Origin of the sequence: Fulvivirga lutimaris, assembly GCF_009711525.1 — a bacterium.
GTDB classification, from domain to species: Bacteria; Bacteroidota; Bacteroidia; order Cytophagales; family Cyclobacteriaceae; genus Fulvivirga; species Fulvivirga lutimaris.
The window spans coordinates 1-16,447 of the sequence record NZ_SMLV01000435.1 but is presented as its reverse complement, the minus strand read 5'-3'; the positions used below and the strand labels follow the sequence as shown (position 1 = coordinate 16,447).

Sequence of the window (16,447 nt, the reverse complement as noted above, 5' to 3'; positions counted from 1 at the left end):
AACTAATGCAAACCACTAAATAATAATATTATGGATGACAATGGATATAAATTCGAGATTCCGAAACATCATAAATCGATCATAAAAGTGATTGGTGTGGGTGGAGGCGGAAGCAACGCTGTAAACTTCATGTTCAATCAGGGTATTAAAGATGTAGAATTTGTTGTGTGTAACACAGATTCACAAGCTTTAAAGTCAAGCGCTATACCCGCTAAAATACAGATAGGGGTAAACCTTACTGAAGGTCTTGGTGCAGGTGCCAATCCTGAAGTAGGTAAAAATGCCGCTTTAGAAAGTAAGGAAGATATCAGAGACCTGTTAGGCACAGATACCAAAATGGTATTTATCACTGCCGGAATGGGTGGAGGTACTGGTACAGGAGCCGCTCCGGTTATTGCTAAAATAGCCCGCGAGATGGACATCCTTACTGTAGGTATTGTTACATCACCTTTCTCTTTTGAAGGTAAAAAGAAGATAGCTCAAGCCCAGGCAGGTATTGATGCACTGAAAGATAGCTGCGATACTGTGTTGGTAATATTAAACGATAAGCTGAGAGAGATCCATGGTAACCTCTCTATCGGTAATGCTTTTGCTCAGGCCGACAATGTATTGACTACAGCTGCCAAAGGTATTGCTGAGATCATTACTGTTGCAGGTTATGTAAATGTCGATTTTCAGGATGTTAAAACAGTAATGTATAACGCTGGTGCAGCGGTTATGGGTTCTGCAGAAACCAAAGGTGAAAACAGAGCGCGCAGAGCTGCTGAAATGGCATTGGCTTCTCCATTATTGGATAACAGAGACATTAATGGAGCACAGAAAATATTGCTTTCAATTATTTCTGGTGATCAGGCAGAGTTGCAAATGGATGAGCTGACTGAAATTACAGAATACATCCAGGAGCAGGCAGGTGACGAAGCTGAAGTGATCTTCGGCCACGGTGTTGATCCTAATTTGGAAGAAAGCATCAGAGTTACTGTCATTGCCACTGGTTTTGATAAGGTGCAGAGCAATAACCTTTACACTAAAGACGAGCCTAAAAAGGCAGAAGAAGATGGCCGCAGAGTATTTGACTTAGAAGCGCCACAGCAGATAGATCTTTTTCACGGTGACAAAACTGTTAATGACTTCAACCAAAACGAGATTACTTCAAGAGAGGTAGAAGATAAGCAGGAGCCAGCAGAAGAGACACCACGTTATTCGTTCGGAAAGCCTGAGAACAGGGTAGAAGATGATGATATAGATGGTGAAGATGGCTTGTTTGCTGAGCTAGAAGAGGAGTTTGAGATTGTGGACGAAGGTGATAGCGATCAACACATCAATGAAGACGGTATGATGGAAGTGAACAGCACCAAAGAGCGATTGAGAATGCAGGCTGAAGAGCGCATTAACAAGCTTAAAGGGCTGAATAAAGCCGAAATGAGTGCGAATGAATTTAAAGACAAACTGGATGTTCCTGCATTTTTGCGCAAAGATGTAAGACTTCAGAATGTACCGCACTCAAGCGAGCCGCATGTTAGTAAGTACAATTTAAATGATGATAATCAGATCTTGGGTAACAACAAGTTCTTGCATGATAATGTGGACTAGATCCACAATTTGACATCGCAGCATTAAAACCGGCTTACTTTCCAATTCGTAGTGGTTGTTGGTTGTAATTTTTTGGCCGGTGCTGCCCTGTCAACTTTTTTCAGCTTTTACCTCCTTCGTTAACTCGGGGGAGGTTTTTTTATGGAATGACAAATTCAGTTGAGTTTGAATTTGGGGTTAAATGATAGAGAGTAGCATACACTCACTTTTGGGTTTCCGCGGTTTCTTCACAGACCTTTTTTTTTCACTCAGTCCGCTAGCAGGTCCTTTTAAAATATTCCTCTTCTTTGAAATATGGCACCATCATTAATTGCACTTATGGCAATTATGACATTACCTTTTTCAAAACTACCTCTTTGTGCCCAATGCTCTCTATTTCTGTTATCTTTTTGCGAGCCTCATTCACCAATAAGGAATCTTGTACGTTGACGAAAATTGAAAATGTCAAAAGTATTATTGTTAGAATGATCCTGTCTTGAAACTATTGGGCTAAAGCCTGTCTAAATCCTGTGGCGTTGGTGTAAGTTAATGTGTCGGAAACAAGGTAGGAAAAATCTCTGATTTTTCATCATTCCTTTTTCTTCCCATGTGAAAAGTCGGAGATTTGTTAGGTACTGCCAGAAAGCAGTAAAGCCAATCTCACTGCCTAACCACCATGGGATATAGACCGTGGTATGGGTATGTTATTTCTTCGATATAGCAATTTATAGATAAATTATTCCAATAATAAATAGCTCGACACTATTCATGAAATGTATATTATTGAATGAATATCCAATAAAAGTTGTAGAAGTCAAGTTGCTCAAAAACCTTCTAACGTTATTATAAATGAGTTGAGCAAATAATGGAGGACTTTTGCCCTCCCAAAAAATAAAGAATACCTCAGCGAGATAGTAAAGTGTAGAATAGAGGAATTGTTAAAAAGCCCGAATAGCTCGAACATAATAGTTGGCACCTCTAGGCCAGGTGCCCTGAAGGCCATTACCGAAACTCTGAACTCGCGCAAGGTCGGTGTCCTGTGTGGAACTCCAATAGGTTCCATTACTAAAACCACCAACATTTCCTAACTCAAAGGCATTTCCTTGACCAATATTCTTATACATTAGATCCAGTTCATCTATTGAAGGTAAATACCAGTCATTGAATCCATTTAATGAAAGATTGGCACATAAATCTGCTGCTGTTCCTACTGTTGCACATCCAGCTTCTATGTCAATTGTATTTTGATAACCTGTACCAATAGCTGTTCCATATGCTCCAGTAATTAGTGTTCCATAACAACCCCACTCAGTACCTGTACTTTGGTCTGAAAGAGCGGCAACTAAACCATTTCTTTTGTTTGTTGGGTCGATCCAAAATACTATGCCACCAAATAAATAGTCTCCCACCTCAGGTAATGGGCTCGATATTCCTGCTGTACCATCGAAATTTAGCCAGTCTGTACCATTGAAAAAAACAGGTTTATTGGTTGTGGTATTATAAATGATTTGCCCTGCGACTGGATTTGAAATAAATGGAATTTCTGAATCTGAGAATTTTGGAAATAAATCTAAAGTTTTTGTTCCTCCTGCATCAGTTATTGAAATTGAGGTTCCCTCTAAAGAAAATGATTGATTCAATTCGTTTGATGAATCTGCATCGTCATCAGAGATATCAAATTCAATTGTATTTCCATTTTCAATGGAAAGGCTTCTGGTACTTCCATTTACAGCTAGTTCTAAGTTTTGATTATCAGTATTGAGAAATCCATTAAAATCAATTTGCTCATGAGAATTGCTAAGTGACAATATGTTATTATTCAGAGCCAAAGATTGCAACTCGTTAGTACTATCTGCGTCATTGTCATTAACGTTATCTATCAGAACTTCTCTAGCTACCATGGCATATGGAACGGCAACAAATTGTGTTGTTCCCAAGTTCAGAAATCCACCTCCATCTTTATTCATTTCAACTCGCAAGAACTTCAGGTTTTTACTCCAATTTATTGAATTGAATTCTCCAATTACCTGACTTCCATTTCCAATTTGCAAAGAAAAGATTCCATATTGATCGGTTTTGCTAACATGTGCTTCCGAGTATTCAATAGGTCCATCAATTGATTCCTGAATAATTGAAATTCTTATTGTTATGTCTTCATTAGAAATGTATTCACCTTGATCATCAAGTGCTTGAGCTTGATAATTAAACACCTCTGGTAGCTGTGCATATGAAAAATAGGAAGTTAGAAAGAGTATAAAAAAGATTACTTTATTCATGATTAATTCTTTATAATTTTAATGGTCTTAAGAGTTGATCCATTTGAATCAATAATAGTGATGATGTTAAGTTCCTTAGTAAGATTCTTGATTTCAATTTGTTTGGACTTGATTGTATAATTATCAATTAATCGTCCTTGAATGTCACTCACTTGAATTGATCCATTAAATTGGCCAGAGAATGAGATAACTACTGTAGAGCTAGTTGGGTTTGGATAAACTTGAAACTCAATAACTGGTGAAGTTACTGCTAAAGGATCGTTGATCTTTTCATTTAAAACGATAAAGCCTATATAACCTTCAAGTCCGTTTTTATCTATAATTCCATTTGATATTTCACCAGCTGACTGTTTTAGTGTTAATCCACTACTCACTAGATTAAAACCAATCACATTGAGTGAGCTACGTGATAAAGTCTGTCCAATCGCTTGGAATTGAAACAGCACCAATAGTAACAATATTGCAGTTTTCACAAATTTCATTTTTTAAGTATTGATCATAATGCCACTGTATAAATTCGTGGCTGATTAAAAGTATAAAAATTTCAATTAAGTACCGAGGCAATCTACAAAGAACCAAGGTTACAATAACCTACTGAACAGCCATGATTTATATAGAATGTTATAGGGCTTTTGTTAGCTATATAATTTTCTTATCCAGTCGTTAATGTCATCCACAAAATTTTCCTTTTCTAAAATTTTAGGCATGTAAGTGATAAGAAAGTCCTCAAAGAAGCTAAAATCCGAATAGTTGATAAATCCTTCGTTGTCAGAGTTCCTATTCCATGCAGGTTTATTTGCGTCAAAAATTCCTCAGTTAATTGGTCTACTCTAATACTTCCACTCTCTCCATCTCTGTTTATCCAAACTTCGGGTGGATCAAATCTTTGATATACAAGCTGAACTATAATTCCATTTGCATCTCTAAAAATCACCCGGTCATTAATATCGGGTCCTTGGGAGATAAGTTCGAATCCCAGTTTGCTCAGAGGTTCTTTGCTGTTATTAACAAGTGGTAGGAAGTGTGTATCTGAGTTTGTAATTCTGTCCATAAGCTATGTAGATTATGCCCTACAACATTAGGATAGCGGGCATGCCTGCTATTTCACTAATGTTTTTTACTAATCTAAGATATTTTAGGCTTTTGATAGCCTGCCGTAATAAATCAAATCTACAAGCTCACCGGAGGTGGTTTTGTAGTCCATTCTTATCGTTCCCTCTATTTCAAAGCCGCATTTTTCGGCAATGGATTGTGCGGCTTTGTTGGAATGATGGGTTCGTAGAAATATCTTTTTGAAACCATAATGCTCAAAGCAGTAATCAACAAATAGCTGCATGGCTTTGGAGGTAATGCCTTTGCCGGCATACTGAGCATCAGTATAGCAGCCTATCTCGGTTTTGGGTATCGACCAATCCACATTTTTTAAATCAATGAATGCTACAAACGCTCCGGTATTGTTATCAGTAACTATGAAAGGGTAGTACTGCTTGTCTTTTCTCTTCTGATCTATTTCTTCTAAAAAAGCCTTTGTGGCTTTAAGGTCTTGAGTTCTTGATACGGTACCTGTAAAAAAGTCTTCAAGTCGTTTTCTATTCCGCTCAACCAGAGCAAAGTAAGGTTCCAGATCAGTGACTTCTAATGGGCGAATGGTGTAATTATCAAAAGTTAGCATGTTGTAAATATGGAGGATTTAGCCCAAAAATTTGCGTTCTAATAATCAAATGAGGCTTCCCTTGTAACGTCATTTTTGTTGGCAATCGGTCTCTTATAAGCCCAACGTCACCTCGAAGCCTTTTGCGAGAGGTCTCCTCCTTAGTACGAGGAGACTTCTCATCCGATAGCTATCGGATCCACTGCGCTGCATGTCGAAGTGACAATAAGTTCATATGTTATTATTTCTCAGTTATGACGATCGTTTTTATTAATTGATCTTAGGTTAGAAGTTGAAATCCAGCAATATTTTCCAGTCGTTACCTTCTTTTGTCCAGATGAGGAGGTACAGGCCTTTGCCACCTACCTGAAAGGTGCCAATATCAAAGAAGGTGTCTTCATTAACCATAGAGCCACTCATTGACTCCAGTTTTATGTGATAGCTTTCATTAGTCATATATCCGTAAGCCTCAATAATTTCATCACCATGGTAGAGGCTGCCGCGGTTAAAATACATGCCATTTTTGGCACTCACATTTTTGATTATCTGGTCAGGACGGTGCTCATTGGCATAATCTTCCCAGGCTTGCCGACCAGTGGCTGCCACATCACCAGTATTGCCGGGAACAGGTGTGTGCTCATAAATTACCTCAAATTCTTTAGTCCATTCACCAAGCCGCTTCCAACCAATTACAGAGTAGAAAGTTTTGTTGTTTACAGCATATTTACCCAGCTCCATTTTCTGGTTATCACGTAGCCGATGAGTTTCTAATAATTCGTAATTACCTATCTCTCCATTATCCCTTATGAAAGTGTGAAGTGTTTTACTTAATTCTTGTCCCAAAATGAATTCACCATCCAGCAGCAGGCCGCTATTATTGTTATAAAAATCATTAATTGCATAACCGCTGTTTATGGCCTTAATCCATTCAGTTTGTAGCGTATCGGTAGTTTTTTGAGCAGAAGCACAAACTGGACTTACTAAGATCAGGACCAGGAGAATGATCTTTTGCGAGGTTTTCATGAAGGACAATCTAGTAATTATTTTTCAAAAAGCTGGATGTAGTTGCCATCGGGGTCTTTAATGATCACCGTTCTTATGCCCAGGTTTTCGTCTTTCACCACAGTACCATGAAATTCAACCTCTTCCTTTTTTAGATAATCAACCCAATCATCAAAATCTTCAAGTTGAAAGCCCACTTTGAAGATGCCTTGCAGATACAGTTTGCCATCAACTTGCGCGAGTTCTTTTTTAGGGGCAAGGGCATCTTTAAGTTCCATTACCTCGAGCAGTACATTGCCACGTTTTAGAATGGCGATGTTGTAACCACCTTGTTCAGAGGCCATTTCATTAATGATGTCAAACCCCAGAATGCCTTTATACCATTTTAGAGAAGTATCAATATCTTCTACAATAAATGACATAAAGTAAGCCTCAGGATCAGGCAGCTGCTTCTGCGCATTGGCTGAAAATGCTGCACAGGTTAAAAGCAGCAGAATAAGTTTTTTCATTATTTTTTTAGTTTGATATCGCGCTCGCCAACCCAAACACCATCATTTTTTGTGAGTGATAATATTCGTGCAAATTTGCCTTTGTCGTTATCGGCTCGCATACCCGAAGTAATAAGTGGGTCATCATCAAACAGTGTTGATTTTATCCAGTATTCAGGCATATCAGCTGCCGACAGTGTGAAATGAACATGCGCTGGCTCTGATCTTGAGGGGTAGGCTGCTGGCTTTATGGTCTTGAACTGATATCGCCCTTGCGCATCAGTCCTTACCCACCCGCGCAGGTGTCCATGCCTTTTGCCATTACCCGTTTCATCACCTTTCTTTTCATAGATGCCTTGAAGGTTAGTATGATAAGCATATATTAAAACGCCTGCTGCTGGTGTGCCATCCTGATTAAATACCGTGCCATTAAGAACTAGCCTTTCTCCAGGTTCGTTTTCATCGGCAATAGTTGTTGACCATGATAACTCTTCGGGTGCATCCATTGCACCACACCATTCGCATTTCGGCAGTGGCTCCTGGCTTTTAACTTGAGTAATTGCTCCAGATGATTTGCTTTCTGTACTGTTAGTACAATTCAGAAAAGTAAGAAGAATAAGTATTGAGGATATTTCTGTGATTAAAAATTTGTGTTGCATAGCACTTAAGCTTAACGAGCAGACGGCAGTTCTGTTATCAGATTTAGACGAATAGCAAACTAAGCGCTATCAACAACAGTATTTTGCACAGTCTTTACCAACCACTAAATCCAGCTTGACTGGTTAGCAAACCAGAGTGAAGGGCTCTTTGAGGTTAAACCTAAAAAGTGATGTTTATTGAATTTCTTTTAGACGTGCTACCATTTTATCCCAATCAGAAAACTGCTCTACAACCATAGGATTATCTTTATTCTTCTCTGCTTTTGCTTTTACACCACCTCCGGAAATTTTAGCAAAAACGTCCTTTTCATCCAGATACTGCATATGATAAAAAGGAGTACCATTTAAATGTTTTATCATGGCAGGGAACATTATGTTGGCTACGTATTCTTGCGATTCTATGGCAATTATGCCTATTTTTCTAATGTCAGCAACAAGCTTATTTGTTTTCAAGCCAGTGAAAGCCTTCAACAGGGCTTCATTGATGACCAAAAACTCAGCATGATTTTTTACATTTTTTAGATACTCCAAAAACAAAGTGTCTAAGTCACCGTCATAATATACTTTAGCAACATCGCTTTCAAAGAATACTTCTTGGTTATCCATAGCTAAATTGAAATAGTTGAAAACTAAACTAATTAATTTATCATTAATTTGTCCAGAGAGATTCGCAACTATTTAATCAATACCTTAATTATTGTTTAATTCAGCTTTGCGCATGGGCATTCCATCAATGATTGCAAAAAGAACCTTATTTTTTAGCAAACCAGATTTTTCATATTTAACACCACCATCAAGCCCGATAAGAACGGCCTTAAAAGGGTCAGAGGGAGTAGAGTATTTTTTGAATATTGACTCATCTGGTTTGATTGTCTCGTTACTATGGGCATAGCCTGTCTTATAGTGCGATGGAAAAATTTGATACACTATAAGTTTCCTTTCCTTGAGACCTTCAATATCTGAGTTCAGTTCTTTAAGCTGCTCAGTAAAAGTTGGGTCATTATCATTTTCAGCAAAGATCAATAATACTCTATTATTCCATCTATGGGTATTCAGTTCTTGGGCATTTGTAGATAAGGTTGTGGCCATTATAAAAAGTAAAACGGTCAACCAACCTGTGTTAGTAAAGCTAGTTGACCGATGAATTATAGGTTTCACTTTTAATGAACTACATTGGAAATTCGAGGCTTCTTGAGCAATTGCATATTGGCAAAACTCATTAAGCAACCTGAGGCCATACCTTCAATAAAAATCTGTATCGGTGCCCCGAATCTATTCAGATAAATACCAAATGGTTCATTTTGCCTAATCGATTCCATAAACTCAGGGTTGATAACACTAAGGTAGAAGAAGCCAAATACGGCAAAGATTAATGTCGATACAAATGCAGTTATTACACCTGTTCCCAATCCTTGAAAGTAATTGAAGTCACGATCTGAAGCTTTAAATTCTTTGATGGCCTTATATACTCCAAAGTACATAATGACCGCGTTAAACGCTCTGAGCTCTATCACATGGACGTAGCCCAGCAGTTGTAGTGCGAAAAAATACATGGAGAGTAACGCAAAAACGATTAGTCCCCATTTCAATCCGATTTGTTCTAATGTTTTTGGTTTCATAGTATTTCAACAGGAATTGTGGCTCAAATGTTTAAATACTAACTTTTTGATGGGTTTTAGAAGCTGTTACAATGTAATAACATCATGAATTCTGGCTATGTTAAATCCATTTGATAGGATCAGCTTGGTTTGCTCACTTTCAGTATCAAGGGCAGGGTTGGTGTGATTAAAATGTATAAAATGAACTTTGGCTTTTTCCTGTTCAGATAAGTCCTTAAACAGCTCCATACTTTCAATAATAAAAGGATGCGGAATCTCTGAAATATCTCGATTGTTGATTTCGGCAGCATCAAAGAAAGTGGCATCTACAAAAGCATAATCCACCAGGGCAATCTGGTCTATGATGCTTTCATTCCATTTTTCCCATTTGTCGATATCAGGAATAAACAAAGCAGACTTATTGGGCCCTATGATTTTGTAACCCACTGTTTCTGAAAACTCATCTCTATGTGGTACTGTAAAAGGAATGACCTTTAGAGCAGCAGAGAGATCAATGGTGTCCTGATTGGTTATTTCCTTAATGGCAATATTATCTAATGCTACCAGCTGACTCCATGGGCCATTATTTTCGAGATAGTTTTTCATTCTGGGCATACCATAAACGGGTGCTTTACTAGCATTCATAGCCTCTTTGCCCAGAAACATGAGCCCTGCATAATGCCCGATATGAGCATGCGTTAGAAAAATGCCATCTGGTGTTTCAGATGTTTCAAATGAGCAAGCCTCTTTGAGCATCTTCATTTGCTCGGTCATATCAGGAGTAGCTTCAAAGAGGTATTTCTTTTGACTTTCGACATCAATTAAGCCCAGCGAAACTACTTTTCTGTCTTTGTCAGGATTTTTGAAAAGCGCTTTGCAGCAGTCTTTCTGGCAGCCAATATGTGGTGACCCACCATCCTGAACATTACCTAATATAATCAGGCTGGTTTCTGAAATTGATATGGAAGTCTCTGATTTAGGAGTAGAGACATTCTCCTCTGTTTTTGGATTGCATGCGCAAAGGCATAAAAGTATTAGAAGAGAATGTCTCATAATTTGAATAATCAATTATCGTTGTCGTAACCTTCAGGGCGCTTCCATCTTACAGGTGCCTTAGGTTCTGGTTTCATTTTAAACTCCTGAGTCTCTAGCAGTTTGAGTGCCTCAGCAACAGCACGTTCCAGCTGTGGATCTTTACCCTGCAGCACCAGTTTGGGTTCCTGAATAACTTCTATATCTGGCGCAATTCCAACGCCTTCCACAGCCCATTCGCCATTGACATCATAGAAACCACCACGAGGGGCAACCATTCTGCCACCATCAATAAATCTTGGGGTATCCCAGGTACCAACCAGTCCACCCCAGGTTCTGGTGCCCACCAGTGGGCCAATTTTTTTCATTTTAAACATATATGGTAATAAATCACCACCAGAACCGGCACGCTCATTGATCAGCATTACTTTCGGCCCCCAGATACCAGAAATAGGAGAGGTCCATGGACGATTATCATTGGCTTTGCTGTTGAAATAACCGAATGGTTCGCGGGTTAATACATCAATCATATAATCCGCTGCTGATCCACCACCATTATTTCTTTCGTCTAAAATGACCCCTTTCTTGTCTTGCTGAGAGAAGTAATACCTATTGAAGCTGGTAAACCCGCCACCTCCGGTGTTGGGGATATAAACATAAGCCAACTTACCACCTGATAACTCATCTACCTTTTTGATATTTCCATTGATCCAGTCGGTATATCTAAGCATATATTCATTGCCAACAGGCTTAACATAAACAGTTTTAGCACTGGCCATATCTGGTTTGCTGTTAATAGTAATGGAAACCGTTCTACCTGCAGTTTGAGCCAGTAAGTCATAAACATTTTGTGAACCTTTTAGAGGTGTTCCATTGATGGCTAATAGATAATCTCCTGTTTTAACTCCTAAGCCTGTCAAGCCAAGAGGAGCATCAATGTTGGGGTTCCAAAGGCCACCATCATAAATTTTACTAAAGGTGTAATATCCATTTTTGATAATGTAGTCAGCTCCAAGTAGTCCGACAGGTACTCTTTCAACATCCGGCATATCGCCACCAGAAACGTATGAATGACCAATAGCTACTTCCCCACTTAAGATATCAACAACATAGTTCAAATCTGTTCGGTGCTTAACATACTTTATCCATGGCTGGTACCAGCTATAAACCTTATCCCATGGCGCGCCATGCACATTGTTAACATAAAGGAAATCACGCATGTAGCGCCAGCCTTCTTTAAATATCTGTGCATATTCATCACTTGGAACAACCTTCATTTTACCGGCAATAGAGATTTTATCTTCTCCTTTGGGTTTTCCTTTACTACCAGTGATACTCCAACTGCCACTTTTGTTAATCAGCACATTACCACCATCACTGGAGGCCACCATTGAAGCAACACCATCTTCAAAATCAGTTGCCTTTTGCTTTTTAACATCGTAGCTATGGATTTTTACACCTCGTTCATTTGGGATTACCTCAGCAACAAAAACCTGATTAGCAACAGATTTTATAAGGCCCTGATAATTTCTTGATGGAAGGTCGAGTGCCACTGCACGACTTTGAATACTGTTGAAATCTATGGTCACTGTCACTGACTTTGATTTATCATCAGCTTTGGTTTCATCACTTTTAACTTCTTCCTCGTCACTTTGAGGCAGGTTAGGAGCTTTACCATCAGCTTTTAACACTAGTGCATAAAGACTTCTGTTGACACTTGGATCGTAAGAGCTCATGTCAAGCCAGCCCGTGTTTAGACCATAGTCTGTGCTTGCCAGGAAGTACAAATATTCCCCTGACTGATCCCAAGTCGGGCTTATGGCATCGGCAAGTCCATCAGTAACCTGTGTGGCTTTTGAAGTTTGCGTATCATAAATGAATATGGCTTTGAAGTGCGAGTCCAGTTGCTTTTCATAAGCAATAAAACGGCTATCTGGAGACCACACTGGGTTCATGGTTCTGTTAGGATGTGCATAGCGGTCAGTATCCACTTTCTTAACTTTGCCATCAGCTAGAGTTATCATCCAGATGTTGTAGTCTGTATCTGTGTAGGCTATGCTTTTTCCATCAGGCGACCAGTCAGGTCTGAAGTAAAAGGTTGGGTTTTCAAGGGCATAAGACTTTTGGTTTTTGCCAAACTGGTCTGCTATTACGAGTTTGTACTCGCCACTAGTATCAGAAAACCAGGCTATTTTATCGCCTTTGGGCGACCAGATAGGGTAGCGATCAGCTACACCGCTGCTTTCAGTAAGGTTTCTCCAGCTTCCTTCCTCTTTAGGGAAAGTAAAGATGTCGCCTCGGTATTCAAAGATGGCTCGTTTGCCATTTGGCGATAGGTTAGGATTGGAAACATTGCCAGCGTTAACATCTACCCAGCGCTCTCGGCTAAAGCTCAAATCTCCGGCAACATTGATATTAAGTTGCGTAGTGGCTTTGGTGCCAGCATCCAAAACGTGCAGATAGCCGCCTTGCTCGTAAACAATTTTATTGCCTGAGGCATCAAGGCTTTTGACATCAAACTTTTTATGGAAAGTCACCTGCTCTTCCTGCTTTGTTGTAATGTCGAAGCTCCAGATGTTGCTGGTATAATCTCTTTCTGACATGTAATAAACCTTATTGCCAATCCAAACAGGATCAAGGTGTCTTTCTTTATCCAGCTGCGGAGTTCTTGTTAAATCCTTCGTTTTCATATCCACTATCCAGATAGGCATGGCCTGACCACCACGGTAATTCCGCCATTCTGGGTCCCAGCCGGTAATGGGAGTGTAAGCAATATATTTGCCGTCACCAGATATTTCACCATAAGCTGCTCTAGGTATATCAATCAACTCTGGTAAACCACCATTTGTAGAGATGGTATATAGCTGATTGGTTTGCGTTGGACGTGCATTTCTTCCAGATCGGAAGATAATCTTACCATCGGGTGTCCATCCCTGCACAAAATCACCAGCAGGGTGATAGGTTAACCTTTTTGGCGACCCTCCTGCAGCTGGGATGATATATACATCCGTAATGCCATCGTACTCTGCTGTGAATGCTATCCACTTCTCATCATTAGAAAAATGAGGTAAGGATTCATAACCTTCATTGGAAGTTAGTCTTATGGCATTTCCCCCATTGGCAGGGGCTTTCCAGAGGTCATTAGCATAAACGAATACAACGTCTGTTGATGAGAGTGTAGGCTGCCTTAGTAGCATGGTGCCTTGAGAAAAGGCAATATTTGCTGAGAATAGCAACAGCAGACTTAGGTATATTTTTTTCATAGTTTACGGATTTTAATGCAATCCTTAAACTACCATATATTTCAAGATTTTAAAAGTTGATTTACATGAGTGTATTCCCTCATTCTGCAATATACTCCTATTCTATTAGAGGTCAGACTTTGGTTGCTTTAAGGGTCAGGTCTGGTTCATGAACGGTGAGTGATATAGCCTTGCCATCGACCATTTCAAATGAAATTTCAACGGAAGTTGTTCCATTGTAAACAAACCTGTTTTCCCCTATTGGGTACAAACCGCCTCCAAATTTACCGAGTTTTCCTAGAGCGATCATTTTACGCATGTTTATCTTAATGCTAAAGCCATCATTAGGTCCATCACCATACATATAATCGCCCGTATAATTTTCTAAGGCAGTTTCTTCCAACTTATCATACTGCGTGCCATCGGCATCACCCAGCTTCTTGAGATAGTCAATGAGCTTTTCATTTTTGGCCTTTTCAGTGACCGTAATGTCCTTGCTCCGAGCACCAATTTCGCAGTGAGTGAGCAGACTGATTCCGTGCGGGCCAGCTATTTTTTGTACCCCAGGTGTAGCTTCAATCATACCTTTTACCACCTCATATTCTCCTAACATAGCATAAGTAAAAATGTCCGGTCGGGCACCTTTGCTCATCAGGTAGCCTACAATATCTCTGCGTCCGACATGTGATGCCGCTCCAATGGCTGTTTCCCAATCACCGAATGCCCAGTCCCACGTGGCACGAGCTAACTCAGGTCTTTTGTCTACCAATTCTGAAACTCGTTCAAGGTTGAAGTGAGAAGCACCCACAATCTCTGACACAATCTCATCGTCAATTGAAGGGTAGCGATGAAAGAGCTCACCATTGTATAATTTCTCTGAGGATGGAAGGATGATTTTAGAATAGCCAATGCTGGGAATTGAAACAGCTAGCATGCCAAAAATTGAACTTTTGACCAGTGCTCTTCTCGAAATTGAGTTTTTATTAGACATGACTTTTAAGGTTGTTGTTACTTTATAAATCTAAATGTTTCAGATTTAATCAGAGAATCTTTGCATTGTTGTCTGTCTAAGGAATAGTGTTGTTTGTGGAATGTGTTTAATTTAAAGGCAAATATTATTCTCATGGCAAATGACATTCCTGCATTAATAAATTCTTTAAATGATAGCCTACCAGAAAATGCCTATGAGATTTCTGATACACTAGGACATATTGGTAAAGAAGAAGTGCTGGAAGCTATGATTAAATTGCTTTCTCATGAAAATGAGGAGAATAGAATCATTGCCGCAAGAACGCTGGGTAAACTCAAGGATAATACTGCCGCCTTACCAAATCTATTAGAGGCAATTCAGGCCAAAGAAAATGCTCACATAGCGGGGGATTTGCTAGTGGCTTTGGAAGGATTTGATATCAGTGATAGATTTGTTGAAATATTCAAACTCTACCTTTTTGGAAGTTTTAAAGTATCAAACATAGCCAAGGAGTTATTAGACTACAAAGAATTTGATATCACTCCTCGTGTTATTAAAAAGGCCAAAAAACACTGGAACCACTATTCCAATAACGTCAAGCAAGATGACGCCTATCAGCTAAGGAAGCAGGAGATAGAGGAGATGTTGGTAGATTTAGAAGATTTTTTGAAGGAATCAAATTGAAATTGATCCCTGTATTTTTATGAAGTTATCTGTCAGTAAAGGTGATATCACTGACTATTAGATTACTATATTAAAACTAAATATTCGATTAGTTTATTTTCTAACGAAAACTATTAAGATTAACTTAAATATGACTAAGATGTAATTTGAAAAGCTATTGAATTGGATTTAATTAGCTATATTATCACAAAGTCATCTTGGCTAATCTATGCGTTGGACCCACCTTTTAATCCTATTTATTTTTATTAATAACTTTTCTTTTGGACTGCAAAATGCAGTGACAGATAGCTTGCAAATTGCTTTGATAGAAACCCTTGATTTACATGAAGAGATTGAGATTCTCAATGATCTAAGTAAGGAGATGAGGTCAAGGGATATTGATTCAGCAAGTTACTTTTCTGAAAGAGCTTTGGAGCTTTCTCTTATCAATAATTACGATTATGGATTGATGGTTACTCACTATAACTTAGGTATTATTAATCGGATTAGGGGTAATTATGACAAAGCCTTAAGTCACTATTTTGAAGCACTTGCTTTAGCTGAAAAGTTAGAAGATAATTACTATGAAATGGCCATTCTTAACGCTATTGGGGTTGTGCATAAAATTCATGGTGAGAATGAATTAGCATTAAAATATTTCAATGAATGCCTAAACCAAATTGTTGGTTTTCACACACCTGAGGCATTGGGATCAATCAAGAATAATATTGGTGAAGTTTACTTAGCCTTAAATGAATATGATAGTGCACTTAAGTATGGGTTGGCCTCATTGCGAGCTCGAACCAAAGTAAATGATATTGAGGGTCAAGTTAAAACACTCAATAGCCTTAGTAAGGTTTATATTGAAAAGGAGAATTTCGATTCGGCAAAACATTATCTAAATATTGCTTTAGAATTGAGTAAATCCAATAATGACCTTCTTGGACAAACAGAAACTCAAATCGGTATTTCAGAAGCCTACCTAAAGGCTCAGGACTATGATGAAAGCATAACTCATGCTTTTATAGCAAAATCATTAGCCAAAAAACTGAACGCAAAATTTGAAATATTAGAGGTGTACAAAATTTTGACAGAGGCCTACGCAGCAAAACTCGATTATGTTAAAGCTTTCAACTTTCAAAAATCAGCAATGGATTTAGGGGATAGTATTTTTAACGAAGAAAAGGAGAAAGAGATAAATCTTCTGAAATTGAATAGGGAAGAAGCAGAGAATGCGTTGCTTAAAAATAAAAATGAGCTTCAACAATTAACAATTCAAAAACAAAAAGTATTGAAT

16 protein-coding genes are annotated in these 16,447 nt (G+C 38.7%); 3 read left to right on the top strand and 13 right to left on the bottom strand.

The features are described from left to right. Positions 1-30 precede the first annotated feature (30 nt). The gene (ftsZ, locus tag E1140_RS20350) at positions 31-1,590 is read left to right on the top strand and encodes a cell division protein FtsZ (protein ID WP_155188494.1); all 1,560 of its coding nucleotides are present in this window, start codon (positions 31-33) and stop codon (positions 1,588-1,590) included. A gap of 917 nt (positions 1,591-2,507) precedes the next feature. Here the strand turns inward: ftsZ and E1140_RS20345 are convergent. The 13 genes from E1140_RS20345 to E1140_RS21705 form a co-directional block, all read right to left on the bottom strand. Continuing rightward, positions 2,508-3,845, bottom strand: a complete 1,338-nt coding sequence (locus tag E1140_RS20345) for an Lcl C-terminal domain-containing protein (RefSeq protein ID WP_155188492.1) — start codon at positions 3,843-3,845, stop codon at positions 2,508-2,510. A gap of 2 nt (positions 3,846-3,847) precedes the next feature. Further along, the gene (locus tag E1140_RS20340) at positions 3,848-4,318 is read right to left on the bottom strand and encodes a T9SS type A sorting domain-containing protein (RefSeq protein ID WP_185153697.1); all 471 of its coding nucleotides are present in this window, start codon (positions 4,316-4,318) and stop codon (positions 3,848-3,850) included. Between the two features lie 218 nt (positions 4,319-4,536). Further along, complete coding sequence (locus E1140_RS20335) at positions 4,537-4,896, bottom strand: hypothetical protein (RefSeq protein ID WP_155188488.1); 360 nt, start codon at positions 4,894-4,896, stop codon at positions 4,537-4,539. Positions 4,897-4,980: 84 nt separating this feature from the next. Beyond that, positions 4,981-5,517, bottom strand: coding sequence for a GNAT family N-acetyltransferase (locus E1140_RS20330; protein WP_155188485.1), 537 nt, complete (start codon positions 5,515-5,517; stop codon positions 4,981-4,983). Between the two features lie 264 nt (positions 5,518-5,781). Beyond that, entirely contained in the window at positions 5,782-6,519 is a 738-nt protein-coding gene (locus tag E1140_RS20325; protein WP_155188483.1) for a hypothetical protein, read from the bottom strand. Positions 6,520-6,536: 17 nt separating this feature from the next. After that, positions 6,537-7,007 (bottom strand): VOC family protein, encoded by a 471-nt coding sequence (locus E1140_RS20320; RefSeq protein WP_155188481.1) that lies wholly within the window; start codon positions 7,005-7,007, stop codon positions 6,537-6,539. Next, positions 7,007-7,645: a dioxygenase family protein gene (locus E1140_RS20315; RefSeq protein ID WP_155188479.1), complete on the bottom strand. Its 639-nt coding sequence runs from the start codon at positions 7,643-7,645 to the stop codon at positions 7,007-7,009. Before E1140_RS20315 ends, E1140_RS20320 begins: the two co-directional genes overlap by 1 nt. A gap of 174 nt (positions 7,646-7,819) precedes the next feature. Then, positions 7,820-8,251, bottom strand: a complete 432-nt coding sequence (locus E1140_RS20310; protein WP_155188477.1) for a hypothetical protein — start codon at positions 8,249-8,251, stop codon at positions 7,820-7,822. Between the two features lie 84 nt (positions 8,252-8,335). Next, positions 8,336-8,734 (bottom strand): DUF4174 domain-containing protein, encoded by a 399-nt coding sequence (locus tag E1140_RS20305; protein ID WP_155188475.1) that lies wholly within the window; start codon positions 8,732-8,734, stop codon positions 8,336-8,338. Positions 8,735-8,805: 71 nt separating this feature from the next. Next, complete coding sequence (locus tag E1140_RS20300) at positions 8,806-9,264, bottom strand: DUF4199 domain-containing protein (protein WP_155188473.1); 459 nt, start codon at positions 9,262-9,264, stop codon at positions 8,806-8,808. A 66-nt stretch (positions 9,265-9,330) separates the two neighbouring features. Next, complete coding sequence (locus E1140_RS20295) at positions 9,331-10,296, bottom strand: MBL fold metallo-hydrolase (protein WP_155188471.1); 966 nt, start codon at positions 10,294-10,296, stop codon at positions 9,331-9,333. Between the two features lie 11 nt (positions 10,297-10,307). Beyond that, positions 10,308-13,538: a S41 family peptidase gene (locus E1140_RS20290; RefSeq protein WP_155188469.1), complete on the bottom strand. Its 3,231-nt coding sequence runs from the start codon at positions 13,536-13,538 to the stop codon at positions 10,308-10,310. A 112-nt stretch (positions 13,539-13,650) separates the two neighbouring features. Continuing rightward, the gene (locus E1140_RS21705; RefSeq protein ID WP_221412734.1) at positions 13,651-14,508 is read right to left on the bottom strand and encodes a hypothetical protein; all 858 of its coding nucleotides are present in this window, start codon (positions 14,506-14,508) and stop codon (positions 13,651-13,653) included. A gap of 132 nt (positions 14,509-14,640) precedes the next feature. Here E1140_RS21705 and E1140_RS20280 point away from each other — a divergent pair, with 132 nt between their 5' ends. Continuing rightward, a complete protein-coding gene (locus tag E1140_RS20280; RefSeq protein WP_155188468.1) occupies positions 14,641-15,171 on the top strand; it encodes a HEAT repeat domain-containing protein in 531 nt (176 codons plus the stop codon). Positions 15,172-15,379: 208 nt separating this feature from the next. Then, the coding region (locus E1140_RS20275; protein WP_155188466.1) for a tetratricopeptide repeat protein at positions 15,380-16,447 on the top strand (1,068 nt) is incomplete at its 3' end.

Excerpts from the sequence above, each read along its gene's own strand:
- E1140_RS20300 (WP_155188473.1), bottom strand. The coding sequence starts at position 9,264 with ATGAAACCAAAAACATTAGAACAAATCGGATTGAAATGGGGACTAATC.
- E1140_RS20280 (WP_155188468.1), top strand. The coding sequence starts at position 14,641 with ATGGCAAATGACATTCCTGCATTAATAAATTCTTTAAATGATAGCCTA.
- E1140_RS20325 (WP_155188483.1), bottom strand. The coding sequence starts at position 6,519 with ATGAAAACCTCGCAAAAGATCATTCTCCTGGTCCTGATCTTAGTAAGT.
- E1140_RS20345 (WP_155188492.1), bottom strand. The coding sequence starts at position 3,845 with ATGAATAAAGTAATCTTTTTTATACTCTTTCTAACTTCCTATTTTTCA.
- E1140_RS20290 (WP_155188469.1), bottom strand. The coding sequence starts at position 13,538 with ATGAAAAAAATATACCTAAGTCTGCTGTTGCTATTCTCAGCAAATATT.
- E1140_RS20315 (WP_155188479.1), bottom strand. The coding sequence starts at position 7,645 with ATGCAACACAAATTTTTAATCACAGAAATATCCTCAATACTTATTCTT.
- E1140_RS20335 (WP_155188488.1), bottom strand. The coding sequence starts at position 4,896 with ATGGACAGAATTACAAACTCAGATACACACTTCCTACCACTTGTTAAT.
- E1140_RS20295 (WP_155188471.1), bottom strand. The coding sequence starts at position 10,296 with ATGAGACATTCTCTTCTAATACTTTTATGCCTTTGCGCATGCAATCCA.
- E1140_RS20310 (WP_155188477.1), bottom strand. The coding sequence starts at position 8,251 with ATGGATAACCAAGAAGTATTCTTTGAAAGCGATGTTGCTAAAGTATAT.
- ftsZ (WP_155188494.1), top strand. The coding sequence starts at position 31 with ATGGATGACAATGGATATAAATTCGAGATTCCGAAACATCATAAATCG.
- E1140_RS20320 (WP_155188481.1), bottom strand. The coding sequence starts at position 7,007 with ATGAAAAAACTTATTCTGCTGCTTTTAACCTGTGCAGCATTTTCAGCC.
- E1140_RS20305 (WP_155188475.1), bottom strand. The coding sequence starts at position 8,734 with ATGGCCACAACCTTATCTACAAATGCCCAAGAACTGAATACCCATAGA.
- E1140_RS20330 (WP_155188485.1), bottom strand. The coding sequence starts at position 5,517 with ATGCTAACTTTTGATAATTACACCATTCGCCCATTAGAAGTCACTGAT.
- E1140_RS21705 (WP_221412734.1), bottom strand. The coding sequence starts at position 14,508 with ATGTCTAATAAAAACTCAATTTCGAGAAGAGCACTGGTCAAAAGTTCA.